This window comes from Streptomyces sp. NPDC058964, from assembly GCF_042741275.1.
In the GTDB taxonomy this organism is placed as follows: Bacteria; Actinomycetota; Actinomycetes; order Streptomycetales; family Streptomycetaceae; genus Streptomyces.
Genome location: NZ_JBHYKH010000049.1, coordinates 1 through 21,972, shown reverse-complemented (window position 1 = coordinate 21,972; position 21,972 = coordinate 1). Strand labels below are relative to the sequence as shown.

Genomic DNA, 21,972 nt, shown 5'->3' with positions numbered 1-21,972 from the left:
CGTGGGGTTGGGGGGTTTCTTGATATATTTGTGTCTGGGGGGCGGGCGGGCCCCGGGGGGGGGTAACAAAGATTTTATGGGGGGGGGGGCGGGGGGGGCGCGGGGGCCGGGCCGCCCCCGGCGCCCCGAGCTTTCAACACCATCTACCGGCCAACTGCGCCGGCCTTCTTTGTCCGCAGATTCCGCCTGGGAGGGCGGGGCTGCGGGGATCGCTGATGCGTGACCGGGGACCACCTTCCAATCCGGGGCCTTGCGGTACCCGGGCGGACTGCTTCCTCGCCCGGGCGATCCTGATGGCGTTCTGCTCCTTACCTTCGGTTACTCGGTTGTACTGCTGGATACCGCGGGCACTGCTCGCGACCCCTTCGGGTCGCGTCCTGTCTGACCTGCTCGCACAGCAGTTCATGTCTGCTGTGCCCACTTCGACTTCCTGGGTACGACAGAAACAGTAACTCCGAAGACGGCCAATGTCTACCATCACCGCGACAGATTTCCTCTGTGGTCCTTGCCGGGATTTCTATCCCTAATACACCCGGAAGAGTGCTGCGCATGGTTGAATCCCGGCCCGGCGGGCAGACGCCGAGCCTGGCGGTGCAACCGATCGAGGGCGGGGCGGCGGCGCATGACCGGCCCGGAGACGACCCGCACGGCGTCCCGCGTGGGGCCCGGGTCGTGGTGGAGGGCGACACCCCGCCGATCGCCCGCGCCCGTGATGCGGCCCGTGCCTTCCTCGACAGTGCGCCGGAGGGTTCGGCCGGCCCTGGTCCGCCGTCTCACCAGCAAGGTGTCCGTCACCGTGGGCCCCGGCCGGGGCGAAACCATCCACGCCCGCCTCCCCGGGTGATGCGGCCTTGGGGGAGCGCCGTCGGCGAGGCAGCCGCCGCGCTCATAGACCTCCGCCCCGCCCCGCCCCGCCAGTCCGAAGCTCGCCGAGGCGACGTGCGAGACCGGCTACCGGGTCGCCCGGCTCGTCAGCGCCTACGAGACGCCGGTCCTGCACCCTGGGTACCGGACCGACGCGGCGGGGCGGGCTGAGCGGCGCCGTCCTCACGCCGTCGGGCCGGCGGCCGAATGACCCGAGGTGGCCGGGGCCCTTCGTACGTCGGCGGCGGGGCCGAGGACCTGCCCGGCGCATCGAGCCGAGCGCCTCGATTGCCTGGTGGTGTGCCGGCCGGCCCCGTCAGTTCGTCCCGTCGATCCACACCTGGGCGAGTTCCGCGACCCAGGTGGCCGCCGCGTCGGGGGTGGACGGGGGTGCGCCGAGGACCACGAGTTCGGTGACGCCGGCCGCGGCGAGGGCGGGCAGGTGCTCCGGTGTGGGGGGGGCGGGAGCCGCCCGCCCCCCGCTGAGCACGGGTTGGGGGCGCGCGGGCGGGCGCCCGCGCGGCGCGGGGGGGGCGCCGCGCACCAGGTTTTGGGGCCCGCCGGCCGGGGCGGGGGCGGGGGGGGGCGCGGGGGTGCCGCCGCACACCGCGACGGCAACCGTGAGCTCGTCGAAGGCGCGGCCGTGGCGGGCACACTCGTCGGCAAGGGCGGCGACGCGCGAGGGTACGTCGGCTGCCGGGACGTTGAAGCCGTACCAGCCGTCGGCGAGCGTGACCGCGCGGCGCAGGGCGGTGTCGCTGTTGCCGCCGACCACGATCGGGAGGCGGCCGCCGCGCAACGGCTTCGGGTTGACCCGGATCGCGTCGAAGCGGGTGAACTCCCCGGCGAAGGAGGCCGGATCCTCGGTCCAGAGGGTGCGCATCGCGGAGAGGTACTCCTCGGTGCGCCGTCCGCGCCCGGCGAAGGGGACGCCGAGCGCCGCGAACTCCTCGGCGGACCAGCCGACCCCGACACCCAGGCTGAACCGCCCGGCTGAGAGCACGTCGAGTGTGGCGGCCTGTTTGGCGATGACGACGGGGTTGTGCTCGGGCAGCAGGAGCACGCCGGTGCCGAGTCCGATCCGGCCGGTGACCGCCGCCGCGAAGCTCAGGGCGAGCAGCGGGTCCAGCCAGTCCGCGTCCGCGGGTACGGCGATCCGGCCGTCCGCCGAGTAGGGGTAACGGGAGGCGGGCGCGTCCACGAGCACCACGTGCTCGCCGCACCACAGCCTCGCGAAACCGTGTGTCTCCGCGGCTGTGGCCACCGACCGGATGACCTCCGGACGGGCACCGTCACCGATGCCGAGCGCGTGCAGCCCCACTCGCATCCGCCACCTCCTGGCGTCACCGTAAAGTGCCGAGCGCGGACGTGTTCGGGTGACGTGGCACGCCGCGGGTGGAGGCGACGCCGCTCTCATCCGGACGGGCGATCCGGCCGGTTGCCGACCGTTGTGGACGTTCCGTGTCCCACGGGGCCGACACCCGACAGGAAGTGGAACGGTTCGGTGTTCCGCGGCGTCGTCCCTCTCCAGGGCACGGTGGCTGTGTCCTGGAGAGGGGAGACCGGGTGGATACGGTCGGCTTCGCCAAGTGGAGAGAGCGGTTCGAGGACGAGCGCGAGCGCAGGCGCGCTCAGGGTGACCCGGACTGGAGGCGGAGTGCGACGCTACATCCGGCGGTGTGGGCCGGCATTCAGCGCTTCCAGGTGGGCGAGGACGGCGACGGCGCCAACCTCGTCCGCAAAGCGGATGCGGCCGGCGACGTCGACTACGCGCAGGCGGTCCGGCTCTTCGTGGCCGAGGAACAGAACCACGCCCGTCTCCTCGCTCGGCTGCTGGCCGCGGGCGGCATACCGACGTTGACCGCTCACTGGAGCGACACCGTCTTCGTACGGCTGCGGCGTCTCATGGGCCTGCGCATGGAACTGCTGGTTCTGATGATCGCGGAAGTGGTGGCACTGCGCTATTACCGGGCCCTGCGCGACGGCACCGACGACTCGCTCACTTCGGATGTGGCCGGGCGGATCCTGTCCGACGAGCAGCGCCACGTCCCGTTCCATTGCGAGCGACTGCACGTCTCCCTGGCGGAACTGCCCCGTGCGATGCGCCGCCCGGTCATGGCCCTGTGGCAACTTCTTCTGCTCGTGGTCTCCCTCGTCGTGGTTGTCGACCACGGTCCGGCGCTGCGGCGACTCGCCGTCGGACGCCTGCGATTCGTGTCCGATGTCGTCGGCGCGTCCGGCACGGTCGTCTCCGCCGTGCTGGTGCCCCGCCCGGACGCGTGAACGGGCGGGGGCTGACAGCAGGCCGCGCACCGCTTTGCGACCTGTGGACACGTCGGTCGCGCCGGTCGCCACGACGGCGTCCGTCGGCCTCCCCGCCGGCCGTTGCTTTCCCGCGGGGCGGCTCGGCACGGGGCAGGGGAGGGACGGACCCGGTGACGGTGCCGGATCAGCAGGCGATGGTGGTCCAGGTGTGCGCCGGGAAGGTCCGCACGCCGGATTCCCTGCCGCTTGCCAGTACGTCGAGTTCGCTGCCGGTGTTCGGGGCGAGGAGCCGGAACGTCAGCCTGGCGTGGCCGGTGGAGTCGAATGTGCCGCTGGCGCCCGAGGTGTATCCCTTGTGGCCGGGGATCCAGTAGTCGGCCCAGGCCGCCTGCCCCGCGTACCAGCCGGCCGGGTAGGGAGAGCCGTGAGCGACGTCCACCGTCACGATGTCCTCGCGGATGTAGACCGGCAGGCCGTTGATGTTGAACCTGACGGTCGTGCACTGCTGGGAGACGTCCGCCACCTCGACGTAGTTGTTCCACGTCGACGTGTTGACGGCGGTCGTGTTGGCCAGGGTGCAGGGGGCCAGTGCGGTCCTCGCCGTGTTGTCGTAGGAGGTGCCGTCGGTCCAGCTGACCTGGTAGTGGACGTCCAGTTCCGCGCCCAGCGGCGGGGATGCCACCGTGAAGGTGAGCGTGACGTTCGACTTCACGGGGTCGAACTTCCCGGTGGTGGTGCCGGTTTTGGTGGTGCCGACGATGCTGTAGGTCGCGGTGATGCTGGAGTCGTTGGGGTCGTGCCCGGCGGCCTCGAGGTTCAGGGTGACCCGGTCCACGGGAATCGCGATCGTGGTGGGCCCGCTCCCGATGGTCTCCACAGCGCAGTGCTGGTCCATGTTGGCCGCCACCGGCCCGTCCAGGCCGGCGAACGCGGGTGACGCCGCGGCGGCGGACAGGCCGGCGACGAGGGTGAGGGCGGCGGTCAGCGCCCTCCAGGTTCGCCAGGCTCTCAAGGTCTTCCAGGTCATTCGGACGCTCCCCCGGGTGGTTGGTGCTGGACAGTGCTCTCGACGTGCGGCGGCGGAGACGTCGGGACGGCGTCCACGGTTCCGGGCGCGATGGCGCCCGGCTCAGTCCCGGCAGAAGACCAAATCCGTGTGCTGGTGGGGCGCTTGGCCTTGTTTCTGAAGGCCCGCCCCACCCCGTCTCGTCCGGGCAGTACGCGAAGTGCTCGACGGCGAGCCCCTCTACCTCGGCCGGTGTGGCCGAGTTTTGGGACACGTTTTACGCGACGTATGCAACTGCGGCCCGTGCCTTTGCTGTCTCACTGGCAGTCGGGCCTGTTGGGGGCCGGGGAGTGAGAGAGCGGGGCTGGTCGTGGGACGGCGCAAGGGCGGCATAGGGATCGCACTGGTCACGGGTGCGATGCTGGTGGGCGTGAGCGCCTGCGGCGGGGGCGGCAGTGACAAGGCGAGCGGTGACGATGCAAAGGCGCCGGGCAAGCCGAGCGCGAGTGCTTCTCCGTCGCCGACGAAGCCCGCGGGCCCGCCGATGCTGCTGGAGACGATCACCCCGCAGACGGGAACCACGGTGGGCGTGGCCATGCCGATCTCGGTGGTCTTCACGAACCCGGTGGCGGCAAAGGCACGGGCCACGGTGGAGAAGCACATGAAGGTGAGCGCCTCGCAGCCGGTGGCCGGCGCCTGGCACTGGTTCGGCGACAGGCGCGCCGACTGGCGGCCGAAGACGTACTGGCCCTCCGGTACGACGGTGAAGATCGACGCTGATCTGAAGGGCGTCAGCAACGGCAACGGTCGCTACGGCGTGCACGGCTACACCCACACCTTCAAGATCGGCGACGACGTACGCGCGGATGTCTCGGTGACCGGCCACACCATGAAGGTGCGCCGCAACGGCAAGCTGGTGCGCACCCTGTCGATCAATGCGGGCAGCCCTCAGTATCCGACGTGGAACGGCACGATGGCCGTCATCGACAAGCAGGAGAAGGTCCACATGACCTCCTGCAGCGTCGGCATCAGCTGCGACAAGGGCAGCCCCAACTACTACGACCTGACGCTGCCCTGGGATGTGCACCTGACCCAGTCCGGCACGTACGTGCACTACTCGACCGGCGACCCCAACCCGGGCAGCGGCAGCGCCCGCGGCTCGCACGGCTGCGTCCACCTGTCCATGTCGGACGCCAAGTGGTTCTACGGCCAGGTCAAGCAGGGCGACCCCGTCACCATTACCGGCTCGACCCGTGCCAAGGCCCCGGCCGACAACGGCTATGCCGCCTTCAACCTGGGCTGGGACCAGTGGCTCGCGGGCAGCGCGTCCGGTCAGGGGACGACCGCGACGCTGTGACGAGCGGCGGTGGCGGGCGCCGGTCAGCACATCGACGATGTCGACCGCGAGGCCACCGACGTACGCGCCCTTCGGGCTGACCGGAAACGCGGCCGGCTCTCCAGGCCGGAACTCCGAAGGGCGAGCGGCGTCTGCGGTGGGGGGAGGGGCTGCGGCCTGCGCGCTTCGCGCCCCATGGGCTGGCTGATGGCCGCGATGTCCCTCACCCTGCTGCTCCTGAGGGGGTCGGCCGCCCACTCACGGCCCCGACCCGCCGCCACCGGAACTCTCCACGGCGACGGGATCAGGACCACTGCGGGCATCTGCACGGAGGCGGTCTCCCGCCCGTTGGAGCCGGCCCTCCAGGCCTTGGCCGCTCTGGCCGTCCGGGAACCCGTCAAACGCTGACGGAGCACACTCGGCCTCACTGCAGAGCACCGGTTCGTCGCGCGGCAGCGGCCGTCCGGCATGGCCGGCACCCCCACCGGGGAGACCCCGCTCGGCCCCGTCGCCACCGCGGCGGGCCCGAGCGCGGGCACCAGACGGACGGCGGCTGTGCGGGACGTGGTCCCGGCCGCTGGTCCGCCTGCGCCCCGTGCTGCGCCCCTTCGAGCACCACGCACCCGCCTCCCACGATCAGGGAGTTTGATCACCGGCAGCTCTGCCTGCACCCGTGCCGTCCGGCACCGTTGCGTCCAGCGACGGGACGTATCAGGCGTCTCGGACCATCGGGAGGAGACACATGCGAGCAACGAGGGCCCTCACCGCCGGAGCACTGGCACTCACCCTTGCCGCCGGCGCGGGCTGGGCTGCCCAGGCGTCCACCGAGCACGCCCCCGCCCACAAGCCCGCACACGCCCATGCCGTCGAGGGCTACCAGATCGTCACGCTTCCCAACGCGAACGTCCCGAACTTCCAGCGGCGCACCCTCTACTGTCCGGCGGGCAAGCGGGTCGTCGGCGGTGGCGCCGAAGCCCAGGGCAACGGCGCGGTACTGGTGGGCAGCTTCCCCACCTCCCACGGCACCGGCTGGGTCGCCCTCGGCCGGCAGGTCGGCTACAGCAGCGTAGGCATCAGCGTCTACGCCATCTGCGCCTCGGCCTGACGCGCGCCCCATGGGCCCGAGGGCCACACAACCTCACGCCCGGCCCTCACGGCCCCGGGGGGGGGCGCCCCCCCCCCCCCCCCCCCCGGCGCCCGCCCCCCCCCCCCCCCCCCCCCCCCCGGGGTGTGTTTGCCGCGGCCCCCCCCCCCCCCCCCCCCGGGGCGGGGGCGCCCCGCACATCCGCCCGTCACGCCGCAACCGGGGTTGAGTTCGCCTCTCCGCCCCGCAGTACCTCGCCTGGAACCGAGTGCAGTTGAAGCCGGGGGACTGGCACGCCGGCTTCGTCCGGACCACGCCGGGCTGCTGCCGGTCAGCGGGGGTTCACCCGTTCACTTCTCCGGGATGGTCCGGTCCGCGCCGGTCGCGCCGGGCGAGCCCCAGGAGCGACGGGTCCGGCGGGCTCGCAGGCCGGTCAAGGCAGTTTGGCGAGCTGGGTGCGAGCCGTGAATGCGTACAGGGGTGGGTAACGGGCCGTACAGCCTTTGCCCAACGGATGCCGGTGGCTTCCCCGAGGGCTTCGACCGTGCGGCCCGTGTCCCGGTTCAGCGCACGGTCGCGCCGAACCAGGCGTCCGTATAGGGAGCGCCGAGGTCCTTGGCGCCGAACGCGAACGCGTTCTTCGTGGACAGGCCGGCCGAGCCGCCGCGCAGCACCCACACCGCGCCGTTGTCGCCGTTCTCGGCGGTCGAGCCGACGGCGAGGTCGCGGTAGCCGTTGCCGTTCACGTCGAGGAGGGCAGTGGAGATGCCGAACTTGTCGTCCTTCTCGGCGACCCCGGGGATCCCGGCGGTGTCCTGGTGCACGACGTTGGTGCCGGCGCCCGTGACACCGGCAGCACTGCCGGGCACGAGGGCGACGGACCCCGCGTTCTCGACCGTGCCGACGTCCTCGTACGCGATCCCGAGCGCGATGTCGGCGTAACCGTCGCCGGTCATGTCGGCGACCGAGACGGCCGAACCGACGAGGTCGCCCTCCTCCTGTGCGCCCGGGAAGCCGGGGAGGTCCTGGTCGAAGGTGACCGTCGACGCCTCGGACGGCCCGGAGGCCGAGCCGTACGCGACCCGCACCTTGTCGGACCAGCCGTCCGCGCCGACCACGACGTCGTCGTAGCCGTCGCCGTTCACGTCGCCCACACCCGTGCCGGCCGGGGTGCTGGAGGTGTCGTCGCCCGGGACCTGGCCGCGGGTGAAGCCGGTGGCGCCGCCGCCCAGCAGCAGACGGTTGCCCCAGGTGCCGTCACCGGTGTAGTGCCACTGGACGATGTCGTCCCGGCCGTCCCCGTTGACGTCCCCGACCTGTCCGGAGATGACCGGACCGGTGATGGAGGAGGGGCCGTCCTCGCAGCCGCCGTGGATGTTGCAGGAGGCGTCTTCCTCCTCCCAGCCCCACCACAGGGACTTGTCGAGCAGGGGGAGCACGGCCGCGGGCTTGCCGGCCCGGGTGATCGGGCCCTTCCACAGCGCTGCCGGGGCGCCCTCGGGGTCGTCGCCGCCGACGCCCTGCGCGGAGAACAGCGCGAGGTCGGACTTGCCGTCGCCGTCGAAGTCGCCGACCTGGGGTGCCGCCCCGTACCCGGCGAGGCTGGTGCCGCCGGTGAGACCGGACGCCGAACCCCACAGGATCACCGAGCCGGCCGGGCCGCCCGCGATCACGAGGTCGCCGTAGCCGTCGCGGTCCAGGTCGCCCTTGGCGAAGGTGGCGCCGAAGCGCTGGTTGGCGGTGGCGGCGCCGGGCACCCCGCTGGTGGAGCGGCTCACGATCTTCTTCTTCGCGGTGCTGATGCCGCCGGAAGACCCGTACATCACCGCGACATAGCCCGCGCGGGCCTTGCCGGAGACGGTGGCGTTCGGCGCCCCGACGACGAGGTCGGCGTATCCGTCGCCGTTGAAGTCGTCCTGGACCCCGACGGAGGGGGCGGGCGCGGCCTGGGCCGTCGCCGCGGTCAGGGACCAGGCGCTCAGCCCACCGGCCAACAGCGCCGCAGCGGCAAGGGGCGCGCCAAGCCGCGCGGAACGGGCTCCGCCTCGTGCTCGAGACATACAACTGCCTTTCAGGTCGGTCGAATTGACGCGGGGCACGTGCTGCGCGTCGCGTCCACCCAGTCCGACTCGAACGGATGCTCACCGGTTGTACGCCGGGATGTCATGGGAATGCAACTGGCCGGAAGAGGTTGTCCCGGCCGTCGCAGCAGCATGAGCGAAAGGTGTTGGGCTCAGGGGATTTGCCGCGCCGGGGGGAGGAGGAGAGTGCGGATCGCTTTTCGGGCCCCGCCGCGAACCGCGTGGTGCGCCGGCCCATGGGGGAGTTCATGGCCGTGCTCCCGCCGCCTGTGGCTCGCACGCCATCCCGGCCGTCCCGGCCGAAGACCGGCGCAAGCGCGGATCGACAGAACGGCCCGGCCCGACGGGAAGTGGTCGCTAACGTGGCCCGTGTGCCCCTCCTCGGACCGACCGACCCGCTGCCCCACCGGCCCCGGCGCATCCTCGTCGCCGGCACCTCCGGGTCGGGCAAGACCACCCTCGCCACCCGCGTGGGCGACGAGCTGCACGTGCCGCACGTGGAGATCGACGCCCTCTTCCACGGCTCCGGCTGGACCCGGCGTCCCTCGTTCGAGGCCGACGTCCACCGCTTCAGTGCCGAGCCCGCCTGGGTGACCGAATGGCAGTACGGCCTGGTCCGTGCCCACCTCGCCGAGCGCGCAGACCTGCTGGTCTGGCTGGACCTGCCCCGCGCCCGCGTCATGCGCCAGGTCGTCCGGCGCACCCTGGTACGCCGGCTCCGCCGGGAACGGTTGTGGAACGGCAACGTCGAGCCACCCCTGCGGACCTTTCTCATCGATCCCGAGCACATCGTCCGCTGGGCGTGGAACACCCATGCCAAGACAGCGGCCCGGGTGACGGAACTGCTCCACCAGCGGCCGGAGTTGACGGTGGTCAGGATCCGCAGCCGGGCGCAGGCGACCCGCTGGCTGAACGGTCCGCTGCGTCGGACCGTCGGTGAACACTTCCGCGACTGCTCCTGACGCGCCCGCGGAGGCCCGCCACCACCTGCCGAAGAGCAGCCCGGCCGGTGTGAGACGTCGTGCCGTGGGCCTGCCGCTGTTCTGCCGTCGCTCTCTACCACCGCATAGACTCCGGTTTCTGTCGCATCGTGAGCAGGGGGTTGCCGGCCGTGGGGACTGAAAGCAGAGGTAGGACCGCCGCTTGGGCGAGGGTTCTTGCGGGGATTGTCCTGCTGGTTCTTCTCCCTCTGGTCGTCTGGTTCCTGGTCTCGTTTCGGCGGGCGCACGTCATCCCGTGGTGACGTGTCGCCGTCTCGACCGTGCCCCCCACGGGTGGAGTACCTCGTAGCACTGACCGAAGGCGAGCTCGAGGCGGAACACCATCCAGCCTCGCACCGAAGGGCGTCCGGCTCTGTGGCGGCAGGCGCGGCAGCAGGCCTCGCGTGCCTGCCTGGGCAGTGGAGAACAGCCGTGCGCCACAAGGCCCGGACGGTCGACCAGTGAGGAGCCGCCCGAGTTCCCGCTCCGCTCGGACGCGGGCGGCCGGCCGATCGGAGGTGCGGGCCCGCCTTATGTGAGTGCGAACTTCAACGCCGAGACCACGGGCCCCGAGTTGGCGGAAGGGATCTTCCAGCGATAGGCGTCGCCGTTGCCGTCGACGTAGACGAGGGTGCCGCCCTTCTCGGCGCTGGTGATGTCGAAGGCCACGGTGTTTCTGCGGAAGGTGCCGGTCGGGACGGTCGGGCCGCCGTCACTGAAGCCTATGGGAGCGATTTTCGCCGCGCTCTTGCTGTTTCCCGCGCTGACGATGTGCCCGTTGGCTGCCTTCCAGCGGAAGCCTCCGATTCTGGTGGTTGCCGTCACCGGGGTCTTGGACCGGTTCTCGGCGCTGAAGGTGACGACCGCGTAGAGATCGTGTTCCGGGGTGCCTGTGCTGGTCTTGCGGACGTAGACCACGGTGTCGGGGGTGATCCGCATGGTGCCCTTTCCACCGACGCCGGCCGTGTCGGCGCTCTGCCTCAGCCTGAGGGCGGTGTGGGGACTCGGCCCGGGGGTGCTTCTGTCATCGCCGGCGGTGCAGGCCGTGAGGCCAAGGCAGCAGACGGCTGTCAGCGTGGTCGCTCGCATGGTGTGGCTCATGATTCCTCCGAGTAGGCGCAAGTGCGGTAGCGCAAGGTCCCTTTCACACCAGCATGTCAGCATGATCGTTAGTGCCGGGGATCAAACCCAAGGTCCGGTGCAGCGGACGCAACCCCGGTCGACGCGCATTCGACGGCCCACTCGCGCGCTGCGAGGCGGCACCAGTCCTGTCATGACGAGGTGAGCAGGCAGGCGGGCGGTCGAGCAGCGCCCAGAAGTACGAGGGCTTGCCCGATACGAGATGCGTCACATGGCCGGACCCTTGGCCCTCGAGGGGTGAAGGCCAAGGGCCATCTGCCATGACAGGACGGTCACCGGTACGACGTCCTCCGCGCCCCCGGCCCGCAGCTGTTCGGCACCTGACTCACGCAAGGGAGATGGGCGTCGAGGAGGCCGACCGGAACGGCCCGGTGCCGGCTGAGGTTGCCGGCGATGAGGTCGAGGGCCGTGCGCAGGAAGAAGCTCGACGGCCACGTCCACCACCGTGCCCAGCGGCAGATCGCGCCTGCGCCCGCCCCAGGACAGCACCAGCAGCACGACGGCTCACGACGCGGCACCGGCCTGGTTGGACGCCGAGCGTCCCGACCTTGGGGCAAGACCGCCACCGTCCAACCCGCCGTACTCCGCATCGCAGGCATCTACACCTGGTCAGCCGCCTGTCCGGATGGATCGTCCTGGCCGGGGCCGCTGTCGTCCCCGTGGTCGTCGCAGTCGGGGTACACGTACTGGTCGATGTCCAGCGACGCCCCGGCCTCGGCCAGCCAGCCCAGCAGGGCCGCGCCCAGGAAGATGCCCTTCTGCTGCGGGTCCTCGGGATCGGTGATCTCCTGGACGACCACCAAGGAGACGTCGGCGTCCCCGGAGGAAGCCAGTCGCCCCAGGGCCGCGGCGAACTCCGGTCCCCAGCCGAGGACCACCGGTTCGAGATCCTCCGGCCGACCGGGCCCGCCCGTGGCCGAGGCGTGCCGGATCCAGGTCGCATGAGCGCGCGCCGGCGATTGGGGGCGCCTGCGGCTGCCGATCGCGGTCGATTCGTCGGGTCCGGTCCCCAGCCGTGCGGAGATCTCCTCCGGTTGCAGGGATTCGCTGACTACTCTCAGATACATCCGGAACGCGCTCACGGCCGGTACCTGTAATTCGCCGGAACCAAGATCTTCCCGTCCTTGCTCACGAGGACGTCCCTGCCCTCGCCGTCGCGCATCGCGTCGCACCGCGACACGTTGTTCTTTCCCACCCAGTCGGCCTTGAAGGCGTGCGGGTCCTCGCCGACGCTCTTCAGCGCCTTCTCGAGCTGCTTCTCCTTGATCTTGACCAGAGGGCCGCGGTCGATGGCCGCAGCGTCGAACTGCGCCGGGACCTGCCCGACGGGTCGGGAAACCCCGCGAACGGCGCGAGCGGACCGATCGAGGGCACAGTCCTTCTGGGGCTGGGCCGTGACAGCGAGGCCCGTGCCCGGGTCACGGCCGCCCACGACGAGGCCCTGGCCGCCTTCGGCACGCACCACTCCCGCGTCGCGGAGGCCCGCTCGCTGCTCGCCCGCATCGACGGCGACGGAGCCTGACCGGTCTCCGCGCGGCCGACGATGCCCCGCCTCCGCCCCGACGTCGTTCCGCGGCGGAGGACACACACGGCAAGACGCCGCCGACGAAACAACGGGCGAGGAAGTCGACTACCTCTCGACCCCGCCGCACAGGTCAAAGATCAAGCCAGTGGACACAGTGCCGTCAGAGCGGGTTGAGGCGGGCCTTGAGCAGGCAGAACTCATTGCCCTCGGGGTCGGCAAGGACGTGCCAGGGCTCCTCGCCGGTCTGGCCGATGTCGGCCGGGCGCGCCCCGAGCTTCAGGAGGCGCTCGAGCTCGGCGTCCTGATCGCGGTCGGTGGCGTTGACGTCGATGTGCAGCCGGGGCTTCCCCTGCTCCGGCTCGTCCCTGCGGCTGAGGATGATCGTCGGCTGCGGGCCACCGAACCCTTCGCGCGGCCCGATCTCGAGGCTGCCGTCCTCTTCGCGATCTAGGACCACGAAGTCCAGGACCTCGCACCAGAACCGCGCCAGCACCTCGGGGTCGCGGCAACCGAGCACGAGCTCACTGATACGACATGCCATGGGCGAAACCTACTCTCAGCGTGGGAACTGCCGGGGCGGCCGCGCGCGGAGCCCTTGGGCTCCCCGCAGTGGGAACACGCTCGAGACCGTATCGGGTGAGGCGAGCAGGTGCGAAGGGTTTTGGTGTCCTCGCCCCGCCCGGCCGGGCGCCACGGCAGGGGGCGCCCGGCGGGGTGGTGGGGCTTCAGCTCTTGGTGATCACGAAGGCACGGCGGTCCTGATCCGGCCCTGCGTACGGGTCGCCTCTCGTGCCGTCCGCACCTGGCACGGCACGCCGTGGTGCGAGATGGGCGACGAGGACGTGCAGCAGGACGGCTCCGACGACGGCGCCCACCACGGAGGGCAGGGCGTCGGACGGGCCGCCCGAATCCGGTCGGCCGGTGGCAGCGGCCGCTCCCAGGGCTCCGAACAGAAGAACACCGGCGGGTCCGCCGCGCCGGAACCGCAGTGAGACAACGCCCAGCGTGAGGGCGAAAAGCGCCGGTACGGCGAGAATTCCGAGCTGAAGAACGAGCTTGTCGGCGGTGCCGAAATTCCGGATCGCCCAGCCCTTCACACCGGCCGGCGCGTGATCGATCGCCGTGCCGCCGACCGCGACGACGGGACCGGCCTGCGGACGCACCGCCGCCGCGAGCTCTGCCGCGGCCAGGGCGGCGAAGCCCGCCAGGGCGCCGCTCAGCGCGCCCAGAGCCGGTCGCGCCCCACTGCGGGGATTTCGCGCTTTCTTCTCGTCCTCGGTCACGTGGGGAATCCGACTCCGAAAGCTCGGCGGATTGGTCATCCGCCCGATCGGATGAAGCTCCTTCTTCGACCAATCCGAGCCCGTTGCGGCTACGGATGAAATCGCGGCCACGGATGAAGAGGAATTCGCGTTCTCAAGCCGTCCGGCGGTATGTCCGTCACGCCGGACCTGCCGATGTCCCGCCGGTTCGCGGGAAGATCGGCCTTCCGGCCAATCCGCTCCCGCCGCAGCTCCGGATTACGCGCGAGCTCGCGACCGACCGGGAGGAGAAGTGATGGCACACGTTCCACTGACGGGCCTGAACGGGGCGGCCGGCGGTGGCGCACGGGGACGGCGGCGCACGGCCGTCGTGGGCAGTGGTGTGGCGGGGCTGACCGCGGCGTACGTGCTGAGCCGCGCCCACCACGTCACCCTGTACGAGGCCGACGACCGGCTCGGCGGCCACGCCCACACCCACGAGCTGACGTCGGGCGACGGTACAACGCACCGAGTCGACTCGGGCTTCATCGTGCACAACCGGCGCACCTACCCGCACCTGCTGCGGCTCTTCGACGAACTCGGCGTGACCACGCAGGAGTCGGAGATGAGCATGTCCGTGCGGTGCGAAGGCTGCGGACTGGAGTACGCCGGTGCACGAGGACTCGCGGGGCTGTTCGCCCGGCCGGGCAGCGCGTTGCGCGGGGCCTTTCTGCGGATGCTCGCCGAGGTACCCGCGTTCCACCGTGCGGCGCGCCGCACCCTGGCGCGGGAGCCCGGCAGTACCGCGACGCTGAGTGAGTTCCTCGAGCGCGAGGGCTTCTCCGTCTATTTCCGGGCTCACTTCATGACGCCGCTGGTCTCGGCGGTGTGGTCCTGCGACGCCGCCACCGCTCAGCGCTACCCGGCCGCCTACCTCTTCCGCTTCCTGGACCACCACGGAATGCTCTCCGTGACCGGCTCGCCCACTTGGCGCACCGTCACGGGCGGCTCCCGCACGTACGTCGACCGGGTCGCCGAACGCCTGGACTCGGTACGCCTCGCGGCCCCGGTCCGCACCCTGCGCCGGTATCCGGACGGCGTCGACATCACCACACACGACGGCACCACGCAGTCGTACGACTGCGTGGTCGTCGCCGCTCATCCGGACCAGGCACTCGGCCTCCTCGCCGATGCCACCCCGCTGGAGAAGGACGTCCTCGGCGCGTTCCGCTACTCCCGCAACGCCACCTTGCTCCACACCGACCAGCGCATCCTGCCCCGCGCCCGGGGCGCCCGCGCATCCTGGAACTACCTGATGCCGACGTGCTCGACCGGCACCGACCAGGTGCGGGTCAGCTACGACATGAACCGGCTCCAGCGCCTCGACGCTCCGGAGACGTACGTCGTCACCCTCGGCGGAGAGGACCGCGTGGCACCGGACCGGGTGCTGGCCCGGACGACGTACGAACACCCCGTCTACACACCGGAGTCGGTCGCCGCGCAGCGACGGCTGCCGGAGCTGAACACCGCGGTGACCGCGTTCGCGGGCGCCTATCACGGCTGGGGCTTCCACGAGGACGGCTGCCGCTCCGGAGCGGAGGCCGCCGCGGCGCTGGGGGTGCTCTGGTGACGGGGGCGCCCGCCCTGTACCGCTGTGCGATCAGTCATGTGCGGACCGCGCCCGTGCGGCACGCACTGCGCCATCGCACGTACATGTGGCTCATCGACCTCGACCATCCACCCGAACTCAATCGAGTTCTGCGGCCGCTGACACGGTTCGACGCCCGCGATCACTTCGCCGGCGACCAGCCGTCCATCCGTGCGGGACTCGACGCCTTCCTGGCCGGACACGGTGTGGATCTGGACGGCGGACCGGTCGTGATGCTCACTCACGCGCGTGTGTTCGGGTATGTGTTCAACCCTCTCACCCTGTACTGGTGCCACGACCGCGACGGCACCCCGCGGTGCGTGGTGGCCGAGGTCCACAACACTTACGGCGAGCGGCATTCCTACCTGTTGCGTCCGGACGAGACGGGAAGGGCGTACGTCGACAAGGAGTTCTACGTCTCGCCCTTCTTCCCCGTCGACGGCCGTTACCGCATGCGGCTGCCCAGGCCCGGCGACCGGCTCGACCTCACCGTGCACCTGGAGCGCGGCGGCGGCAGGCCCTTCACCGCGACCGTGCGCGGAACCCGCCGCGAGGTCACGACGGGCGCGCTCCTGGGACAGGCCCTGCGCCACCCGTGGTCGACCCTCGCCGTGTCGGTCGCCATCCGATTCCACGGCGTCCGTCTCTACCTGCGCCGACTGCCGATCCAGCCCCGCGCCGAGCACAAGAGTCCGGAGAACGCGTCATGACGGCAACCGATCCCCATCCCGCCGTACGACAGCCGGCCGCGCCGTCCCCGGTGTTCGCGACCGCCGTCGATCCCGCCCGCTGGCCCGATGTGGCCGCACCGCCCAAGTCGTCCTTCGCACGGACCACCGTCACGGCGGCCGTCCTGCGCGGCACGCTGGGACGCCTTCCCGTGCGCGTGCGATACCCCGATGGCACCACGGCCGGACAGGGCGGGCCCGTGCTGGACATCCACGACCCGAAGGCGTTCCACACCCGTGTCGGCAGGCAGGGCCTGATCGGCTTCGGCGAGTCGTACATGGCCGCCGAATGGGACGCGCCCGACCTTATCGCCGTCCTCACGGTGCTCGCGCAGAACGCGGCGCAGCTGATCCCGGCACCCCTGCAACGGCTGCGTCCGCTGTGGGCCACGCGGCAGCCGCGCGTCCAGCGCAACACGCCCGACGGCGCCCGCGACAACATCAGCCGCCACTACGACCTGTCCAACGACCTCTTCGCCCTCTTCCTCGACGACACCCTCACCTACTCGTCGGCCGTCTTCCGCGGCTTCCCGGCCAGTTGGGACCTGCTCGCCGCCGCCCAGCACCGCAAGATCGACCGGCTGCTGGACCTCGCCGGGATCGGGGCGGGCACCCGGGTACTGGAGATCGGCACCGGCTGGGGCGAACTCGCGATCCGGGCCGCCGCCCGCGGCGCCCGTGTCACCTCGCTCACCCTCTCCCGCGAACAGCGCGACCTGGCACTGCGGCGCATCGAAGCGGCGGGGCTGACCGACCGGGTCCGCATCGACCTGCGCGACTACCGCGAAGCACAGGGCACGTACGACGCCGTGGTGAGCGTGGAGATGATCGAGGCCGTCGGCGCCGAGTTCTGGCCCGAGTACTTCCGCACGCTCGACGACCGCCTGCTGCCCGGCGGACGGGCCGCCCTGCAGGCCATCACGATGCCGCACGACCGGATGCTGGCCACCAGGGACACCTTCACCTGGATCCAGAAGTACATCTTCCCCGGCGGTCTGCTGCCGTCCGTCGAGGCGGTGGCCGAGACCGTACGGGACCACACCCGGCTGCGGGTGGCGCGCCGCCACGCCTACGGAGCGCATTACGCCGAAACGCTGAGGCTGTGGCGCGAACGCTTCACCGAGCGTGCCGACGAGGTCGCCGCCCTCGGCTTCGACGACACCTTCCGCCGCATGTGGACCCTCTACCTCGCCTACTCCGAGGCGGGCTTCCGATCCGGATACCTCGACGTACAGCAGTACCTGTTCACCAAGGAGACCCCCGTCCGATGAGCACCATCCGAACGGCCAGGACCGGTGCCGCCCACCGGCTCGCCGCACTCGCCGGGACCGCACTCGGCGGCCCCCTCCCGGTGCGGCTGCGCACCTGGGACGGCAGCGAGGCGGGCCCGTCCCAGGGCCCCGTCGTCGTGGTGCGGTCCCGGCGCGCCCTGCGCCGACTGCTGTGGGAACCGGGCGAGCTCGGCCTGGCCCAGGCATACGTCACCGGCGAGGTCGACGTGGAGGGCGACCTCGGCCAGGCGCTGCGCGCCGTGTGGGCCGCCGCGCGGGAACGGCGCCTGCACACTCCCCGGCTCGGCCTCGCCGGCCTGGCCCGCGCCACCGGGACGGCAGTACTCCTCGGTGCGGCCGGTCCGCGCCCGGCCGCACCCGCCTCACAGGCGCGGCTGCGGGGCGCACTGCACAGCAGGACGCGGGACCGGGCCGCCATCAGCCACCATTACGACCTCTCCAACGATTTCTACCGGCTGCTCCTCGACGAGACCATGGCGTACTCGTGCGGCTATTGGGCAGGCGACGAGCCGGACTTCACCCTGGCCGACGCCCAGCACGCCAAGCTGGAGCTGATCTGCCGCAAACTCGGGCTGCGACCCGGCGCACGGCTTCTCGACATCGGCTGCGGCTGGGGCTCCCTCACCCTCCACGCGGCCCAGCGGTACGAGGCGCGGGTCACCGCGGTCACCCTCTCCCGGGAGCAGGCGGCGTACGTCCGAGAACAGGCCGCGGAGCGCGGGCTGGAGGACTTCGTGGACGTGGTGTGCCAGGACTACCGCGACATCGCGCACGGCCACTACGACGCCGTCGCCACCGTCGAGATGGGCGAGCACGTAGGCGACGCCGCATACCCGGCGTTCGCAGCGGCCCTGCACCGGAAGGTCAGCCCGCTGGGGAGGGTACTGGTGCAGCAGATGTCCCGCGGGACGAAGGCACCCGGCGGGGGAGCGTTCATCGAGGCGTACATCGCCCCCGACATGCACATGCGGCCGCTCGGCGAGACGGTCGCCCTGCTGGAGCAGGCCGGTCTGGAGGTGCGCTCGGTCGAGTCGCTGCGTGAGCACTACGTGCACACGGTCGCCGCCTGGCACCGCACACTCGAAGACCGATGGCAGGACGTCGTACGGCTCGTCGGCGAAGAGACCGCACGGGTGTGGCGGCTGTACCTGGCCGGCGGGGCCCTGGCGTTCGAGGAGCGGCGGATGGGCGTCGACCAGATCCTGGCCGTCCGGCCGGCGTCCGGCGGGAGCAGCGGCATGCCGACGACACCGGGGGACTGGTACGCGGGACTGGAGCGGCCGTGAGCGGGTTCGCCTGGAGCGCTTTCGCGGCCAACCTCGCCTGGGCCGCCGCGGCCTCGCTCGCGGTCATGCTGGTCACCTTCGCGCTCGCCGTACGCCGGGGCGTGCACCGGATCGTCGACGTCGCCTGGGGGGTCGCCTTCGCCGCCGTCGCCCTGGTGACCTGCGCGGCCTCGGCCGGCACCGGTGATGCGGGCCGACGGTTTCTGGTGACCGCGCTGACCTCGCTGTGGGGTCTGCGGCTGGCCGTGCACATCGCCCGCCGCGGCCGGGGCCACGGCGAGGACCCGCGCTACGAAGAGCTGCTGGCCAAGGCGCCGGGCCGCCGGAACCTGTACGCGCTGCGCACGGTCTACCTGGTGCAGGCGGCGCTCGTGTGGCTCGTGTCGCTGCCGGTCCAGGCCGCGCAGTACGTGCCCGGCCCGATGACGGGGTTCGCCGCGGCCGGCACGGCGGTCGTGGTGCTCGGGGTGGCCTTCGAGGCGATCGGGGACGCCCAGCTCGCCCGGTTCAAGGCGGATCCGGCCAACAAGGGCCGGATCATGGACCAGGGGCTGTGGCGCTATACCCGTCACCCCAACTACTTCGGTGACTTCTGTGTCTGGTGGGGGCTGTACCTGATCGCCTGCGACTCCGGCGCGGCCGCTGCCGTGACGGTCGTCTCGCCGCTGGTCATGAGCTTTCTGCTCATCTGGGGCAGCGGAAAGCGGCTCCTGGAGCGGCACATGGCCCAACGCCCCGGATACGCCGCCTACGCGGCCCGCACCAGCGGCTTCTTCCCGCGGCCACCCAGGTGAGCGGGGCCCCGTCGACTCCGGCGGGGCCCGGCCTCGTCAGGTGGAGAAGTGCATCAGGGCGAGCGGATCGGAGGTCGGCTGCCTGGAGCCGCCGGCGGGTTCGACGGTGATGCCCATGCCCGAGGCTCCGTCGACGGCGCCCTGCAGCAGGACGGTCTGGTCGCTGCGGTGGGGGTCCATCAGACCGGCGGACCGCATGGTGCCGTTGTCGTCGAACCACAGCTGGTAGACCTTCCCAGCGGGCGGATGCGCCATCTTGGAGACGACGAACACGGCCTTGTCCCGACTGCGGGAGACGACCACGGTGCCCGTGGCACCGCCGGCCAGTTCACCGGCCTCGGCCCTGGCATCCGGCGCGGCCAGGACGGCCGAGATCCCGGCCGCCCCCTGTTCGGCCTTGTGCGCCCGGCTCAGGGCGTCCTCGGCCCTGTGGTGCTGCCACACCGCGGTGCCGCCCAGCGCGGCGGCCGCCGCGAGGCAGGCGGCCAGCGCCCAGCGCGACAACGGGCGCGCGCGCAGTCCCGTGCGGCCCGAGCGGACGGGCACCGGGCCGCCGGGGGTCTCCTGGCGGACGGAGGTGATCCGGCGCAGTACCTGTTCGCGTAGCGCCGGACCGGGTGTCACGGAGACGGCGAGCCCCAGACGGGCCGCGGTGGCGCACAGTTCGTCGGTCTCCTGCGCGCACGCTTCGCAGGCCCCGAGGTGACGCTCGAACGCGTCGCGTTCCTCGTCGGACAGGGCGTGCAAGGCGTAGGCCCCGGTCATGAGATGCAGTTCCGCGGTCGTCACGCGGTCACCCCCAGGCAGTCGCGCAGCCGGATGAGCCCGTCACGCAGGCGGGTCTTGACCGTGCCCAGCGGGAGCGTCAGGGCCTCCGCCACCTCGCGGTAGGTCAGTCCGCGGTAGTAGGCGAGCGTGACGGCCTGGCACTGGATCTCGGTCAGCGTGCGCAGACAGCGCCGCACCTGCTCCCGCTCGAGCCGTGCCTCGACCTGTTCGGTCACCTCGTCGTAGTCGGGAGTCCGCTCCAACAGCGCGGCCTTGTGGTCGCGAGTCGCGGCGGCCTCGACCGAGCGCACGCGGTCCACCGCCCGCCGGTGAGCCAGCGTGAGGATCCAGTTGATGGCGGTGCCGCGGTCGGAGCGGTACCGAGGGGCGGTGCGCCACACCTCCACCAGCACCTCCTGGGCCACTTCCTCCGACTGCGCATGGTCGCGCAGCACGGCGCGGACGACGCCCAGAACCGGACTCGCGACGACGTCGTAGACAGCGGCGAACGCCTGCTCGTCGCCCAGAGCCACCCGGCTCACCAGCTCCTGCAGGTCCGGCTCCGTCGATGGATTCGTGCCGATGTGCACGGCTTCTTTCACGGGAGTCCTCCGTGGTCGGGACATGTCCGGGCGTAATCCGATCCTGCACCGTCGGCGGATTGGTCTCGGCCCGGATGAAAGCGCAGGTGGCGCCTGGGCGGTGATCCCGCCACCGGCCACCCCGTTTCGGGGCCCGGTCCGGCAACGACGGTTCCAACCGCGCCCACTGGGCGGCACTCAACGACACACCGGAGAAACGACCCTGGGCGGCCCGCGGCGGCTGCCCCGTACTGAATCGCAGCGGGGGGCTCGCCGCCACGGCCCTGCCGGCGGCAGCTGCGCATTCCCCTTTCAGGGTGTGATCTACCTTTCCCCCCTTCGTGTTGCCCGCGGCGGAGATCCCGCACTAGAGTCTCAATAGATAGAACGTTCTATCTACTTAACTCTCGCCCGGCGGTCCACGACGGGGACGACGAACCGCGCGGTCCGTATGCCACTGAAGGAGAATCAGGTGTTCCACCATCGCCCCGGCCGTTTCGCGGCCCTTGCCATCACGGGTCTCGCTCTGGCCGCCGGCGTGAGCCCCGGTGCTTTCGCCGCGCCGGACCACCACACCGGGCACGAAGCCAAGCCGACCGTCGTCCTCGTACACGGCGCATGGGCGGACTCGTCCAGCTGGAGCGGGGTCGTCAAGCGTCTGCAGGCCGACGGATATCCGGTGGCGGCTCCGGCCACGCCCCTGCGCGGCCTCCGCAGCGACTCCGCCTACCTGGCCGACTACCTCAAGACCATCAGGGGCCCGATCGTCCTGGTGGGCCACTCCTACGGCGGCGCAGTCATCACCAACGCGGCCACTGGCAACCCCCATGTGAAGGCGCTCGTCTACATCGCCGCCTTCGCGCCCGACAAGGGAGAGAGCGCCGCGGAGCTGATCGGCAAGTTCCCCGGCAGCCACCTCAGCGACGACCCCAACGCCCCCCTGCCCACGGCCCTGATCCCGGTTCCCTTCACGCAGGCCGACGGCAGTACCGGAACCGACCTCTACATCAAGCCCGACAAGTACCGCGACGTCTTCCTCAGCAACCAGGTCAACAGGGCCAAGGCCGCCGAACTGGCCACCACGCAACGGCCCATCACGGCTCAGGCCGTCGGGGAGCCGTCCGGGACCCCGGCTTGGAAGACCATCCCGTCGTGGTACCTGGTCGCCGATGGCGACCACACCATTCCCGCCGCCGCGGAACGGGCCATGGCCTCCCGGGCCCACGCGCACACCGTCGAGGTCGACGGGCCGCACGCCGTCGCCGTGACCGATCCGCACGCCGTGACCCGTCTCGTCGAGCGGGCCGCGACCGCTCGGTGACTGCAGTGGTGGGGGGGGGCGCGCCCGCCGGG

General features: G+C 71.5%; 21 protein-coding genes. 12 read left to right on the top strand and 9 right to left on the bottom strand.

Annotated elements, in window-relative coordinates:
- Positions 1 to 1,180: 1,180 nt before the first annotated feature.
- Positions 1,181 to 2,191 (bottom strand): LLM class F420-dependent oxidoreductase, encoded by a 1,011-nt coding sequence (locus ACFW2E_RS09320; protein WP_384463794.1) that lies wholly within the window; start codon positions 2,189 to 2,191, stop codon positions 1,181 to 1,183.
- A 239-nt stretch (positions 2,192 to 2,430) separates the two neighbouring features.
- On the opposite strand from ACFW2E_RS09320, the gene ACFW2E_RS09315 reads away from it, so the two are divergent.
- Entirely contained in the window at positions 2,431 to 3,147 is a 717-nt protein-coding gene (locus tag ACFW2E_RS09315) for a ferritin-like domain-containing protein (RefSeq protein WP_384463791.1), read from the top strand.
- Positions 3,148 to 3,313: 166 nt separating this feature from the next.
- Here ACFW2E_RS09315 and ACFW2E_RS09310 read toward each other — a convergent pair whose 3' ends face one another.
- On the bottom strand, positions 3,314 to 4,156 hold the full coding sequence (locus ACFW2E_RS09310) for a hypothetical protein (RefSeq protein WP_384463789.1): 843 nt from the start codon (positions 4,154 to 4,156) through the stop codon (positions 3,314 to 3,316).
- A gap of 349 nt (positions 4,157 to 4,505) precedes the next feature.
- On the opposite strand from ACFW2E_RS09310, the gene ACFW2E_RS09305 reads away from it, so the two are divergent.
- The 3 genes from ACFW2E_RS09305 (at position 4,506) to ACFW2E_RS09295 (ending at position 6,576) form a co-directional block, all read left to right on the top strand.
- Complete coding sequence (locus tag ACFW2E_RS09305; protein WP_384463786.1) at positions 4,506 to 5,492, top strand: Ig-like domain-containing protein; 987 nt, start codon at positions 4,506 to 4,508, stop codon at positions 5,490 to 5,492.
- 9 nt (positions 5,493 to 5,501) lie between these two features.
- Positions 5,502 to 5,879: a hypothetical protein gene (locus ACFW2E_RS09300; protein WP_384463784.1), complete on the top strand. Its 378-nt coding sequence runs from the start codon at positions 5,502 to 5,504 to the stop codon at positions 5,877 to 5,879.
- Positions 5,880 to 6,213: 334 nt separating this feature from the next.
- Positions 6,214 to 6,576: a hypothetical protein gene (locus ACFW2E_RS09295; RefSeq protein ID WP_384463781.1), complete on the top strand. Its 363-nt coding sequence runs from the start codon at positions 6,214 to 6,216 to the stop codon at positions 6,574 to 6,576.
- A 542-nt stretch (positions 6,577 to 7,118) separates the two neighbouring features.
- On the opposite strand, the gene ACFW2E_RS09290 is transcribed toward ACFW2E_RS09295, so the two are convergent.
- Positions 7,119 to 8,615, bottom strand: coding sequence for an FG-GAP-like repeat-containing protein (locus ACFW2E_RS09290; RefSeq protein ID WP_384463778.1), 1,497 nt, complete (start codon positions 8,613 to 8,615; stop codon positions 7,119 to 7,121).
- 392 nt (positions 8,616 to 9,007) lie between these two features.
- Here ACFW2E_RS09290 and ACFW2E_RS09285 point away from each other — a divergent pair, with 392 nt between their 5' ends.
- A complete protein-coding gene (locus ACFW2E_RS09285; protein ID WP_384463775.1) occupies positions 9,008 to 9,598 on the top strand; it encodes an adenylate kinase in 591 nt (196 codons plus the stop codon).
- A gap of 549 nt (positions 9,599 to 10,147) precedes the next feature.
- Here ACFW2E_RS09285 and ACFW2E_RS09280 read toward each other — a convergent pair.
- Together ACFW2E_RS09280 and ACFW2E_RS09275 are read right to left on the bottom strand one after the other, a co-directional pair.
- Positions 10,148 to 10,555 (bottom strand): hypothetical protein, encoded by a 408-nt coding sequence (locus ACFW2E_RS09280; RefSeq protein ID WP_384463772.1) that lies wholly within the window; start codon positions 10,553 to 10,555, stop codon positions 10,148 to 10,150.
- Positions 10,556 to 11,355: 800 nt separating this feature from the next.
- A complete protein-coding gene (locus tag ACFW2E_RS09275; RefSeq protein WP_384463769.1) occupies positions 11,356 to 11,823 on the bottom strand; it encodes a DUF4279 domain-containing protein in 468 nt (155 codons plus the stop codon).
- Positions 11,824 to 11,969: 146 nt separating this feature from the next.
- Between ACFW2E_RS09275 and ACFW2E_RS09270 the strand changes: the two genes are divergently transcribed.
- A complete protein-coding gene (locus ACFW2E_RS09270) occupies positions 11,970 to 12,278 on the top strand; it encodes a hypothetical protein (protein WP_384463766.1) in 309 nt (102 codons plus the stop codon).
- Positions 12,279 to 12,441: 163 nt separating this feature from the next.
- Here the strand turns inward: ACFW2E_RS09270 and ACFW2E_RS09265 are convergent, their stop codons facing one another.
- The gene (locus ACFW2E_RS09265) at positions 12,442 to 12,822 is read right to left on the bottom strand and encodes a VOC family protein (RefSeq protein ID WP_383089029.1); all 381 of its coding nucleotides are present in this window, start codon (positions 12,820 to 12,822) and stop codon (positions 12,442 to 12,444) included.
- A gap of 184 nt (positions 12,823 to 13,006) precedes the next feature.
- Positions 13,007 to 13,564 carry a hypothetical protein gene (locus tag ACFW2E_RS09260; protein WP_384463763.1) on the bottom strand — a complete coding sequence of 186 codons (558 nt, stop codon included), beginning with the start codon at positions 13,562 to 13,564 and terminating at the stop codon, positions 13,007 to 13,009.
- Positions 13,565 to 13,838: 274 nt separating this feature from the next.
- Here ACFW2E_RS09260 and ACFW2E_RS09255 point away from each other — a divergent pair, with 274 nt between their 5' ends.
- Genes ACFW2E_RS09255 through ACFW2E_RS09235 form a run of 5 tightly spaced genes read left to right on the top strand, consistent with a single transcriptional unit; the run spans position 13,839 to position 19,270 of the window.
- The gene (locus ACFW2E_RS09255; RefSeq protein WP_384463760.1) at positions 13,839 to 15,152 is read left to right on the top strand and encodes an NAD(P)/FAD-dependent oxidoreductase; all 1,314 of its coding nucleotides are present in this window, start codon (positions 13,839 to 13,841) and stop codon (positions 15,150 to 15,152) included.
- Positions 15,149 to 15,880, top strand: a complete 732-nt coding sequence (locus ACFW2E_RS09250) for a DUF1365 domain-containing protein (RefSeq protein WP_384463757.1) — start codon at positions 15,149 to 15,151, stop codon at positions 15,878 to 15,880. Before ACFW2E_RS09255 ends, ACFW2E_RS09250 begins: the two co-directional genes overlap by 4 nt.
- A complete protein-coding gene (locus ACFW2E_RS09245) occupies positions 15,877 to 17,169 on the top strand; it encodes a class I SAM-dependent methyltransferase (RefSeq protein WP_384463754.1) in 1,293 nt (430 codons plus the stop codon). Before ACFW2E_RS09250 ends, ACFW2E_RS09245 begins: the two co-directional genes overlap by 4 nt.
- Positions 17,166 to 18,476, top strand: coding sequence for a class I SAM-dependent methyltransferase (locus ACFW2E_RS09240; RefSeq protein ID WP_384463751.1), 1,311 nt, complete (start codon positions 17,166 to 17,168; stop codon positions 18,474 to 18,476). Before ACFW2E_RS09245 ends, ACFW2E_RS09240 begins: the two co-directional genes overlap by 4 nt.
- A complete protein-coding gene (locus ACFW2E_RS09235; protein WP_384463748.1) occupies positions 18,473 to 19,270 on the top strand; it encodes a DUF1295 domain-containing protein in 798 nt (265 codons plus the stop codon). Before ACFW2E_RS09240 ends, ACFW2E_RS09235 begins: the two co-directional genes overlap by 4 nt.
- Positions 19,271 to 19,306: 36 nt before the next feature.
- Here the strand turns inward: ACFW2E_RS09235 and ACFW2E_RS09230 are convergent, their stop codons facing one another.
- Together ACFW2E_RS09230 and ACFW2E_RS09225 are read right to left on the bottom strand one after the other, a co-directional pair.
- On the bottom strand, positions 19,307 to 20,059 hold the full coding sequence (locus ACFW2E_RS09230; RefSeq protein ID WP_384463745.1) for an anti-sigma factor domain-containing protein: 753 nt from the start codon (positions 20,057 to 20,059) through the stop codon (positions 19,307 to 19,309).
- Complete coding sequence (locus tag ACFW2E_RS09225; RefSeq protein WP_384463742.1) at positions 20,056 to 20,640, bottom strand: sigma-70 family RNA polymerase sigma factor; 585 nt, start codon at positions 20,638 to 20,640, stop codon at positions 20,056 to 20,058. Before ACFW2E_RS09225 ends, ACFW2E_RS09230 begins: the two co-directional genes overlap by 4 nt.
- Positions 20,641 to 21,091: 451 nt before the next feature.
- Between ACFW2E_RS09225 and ACFW2E_RS09220 the strand changes: the two genes are divergently transcribed.
- On the top strand, positions 21,092 to 21,940 hold the full coding sequence (locus tag ACFW2E_RS09220; protein WP_384463739.1) for a lipase family alpha/beta hydrolase: 849 nt from the start codon (positions 21,092 to 21,094) through the stop codon (positions 21,938 to 21,940).
- Positions 21,941 to 21,972 lie beyond the last annotated feature (32 nt).

Excerpts from the sequence above, each read along its gene's own strand:
- ACFW2E_RS09290 (WP_384463778.1), bottom strand. The coding sequence starts at position 8,615 with ATGTCTCGAGCACGAGGCGGAGCCCGTTCCGCGCGGCTTGGCGCGCCC.
- ACFW2E_RS09255 (WP_384463760.1), top strand. The coding sequence starts at position 13,839 with ATGGCACACGTTCCACTGACGGGCCTGAACGGGGCGGCCGGCGGTGGC.
- ACFW2E_RS09265 (WP_383089029.1), bottom strand. The coding sequence starts at position 12,822 with ATGGCATGTCGTATCAGTGAGCTCGTGCTCGGTTGCCGCGACCCCGAG.
- ACFW2E_RS09245 (WP_384463754.1), top strand. The coding sequence starts at position 15,877 with ATGACGGCAACCGATCCCCATCCCGCCGTACGACAGCCGGCCGCGCCG.
- ACFW2E_RS09320 (WP_384463794.1), bottom strand. The coding sequence starts at position 2,191 with ATGCGAGTGGGGCTGCACGCGCTCGGCATCGGTGACGGTGCCCGTCCG.
- ACFW2E_RS09310 (WP_384463789.1), bottom strand. The coding sequence starts at position 4,156 with ATGACCTGGAAGACCTTGAGAGCCTGGCGAACCTGGAGGGCGCTGACC.
- ACFW2E_RS09280 (WP_384463772.1), bottom strand. The coding sequence starts at position 10,555 with ATGCGGATCACCCCCGACACCGTGGTCTACGTCCGCAAGACCAGCACA.
- ACFW2E_RS09275 (WP_384463769.1), bottom strand. The coding sequence starts at position 11,823 with ATGTATCTGAGAGTAGTCAGCGAATCCCTGCAACCGGAGGAGATCTCC.
- ACFW2E_RS09295 (WP_384463781.1), top strand. The coding sequence starts at position 6,214 with ATGCGAGCAACGAGGGCCCTCACCGCCGGAGCACTGGCACTCACCCTT.
- ACFW2E_RS09240 (WP_384463751.1), top strand. The coding sequence starts at position 17,166 with ATGAGCACCATCCGAACGGCCAGGACCGGTGCCGCCCACCGGCTCGCC.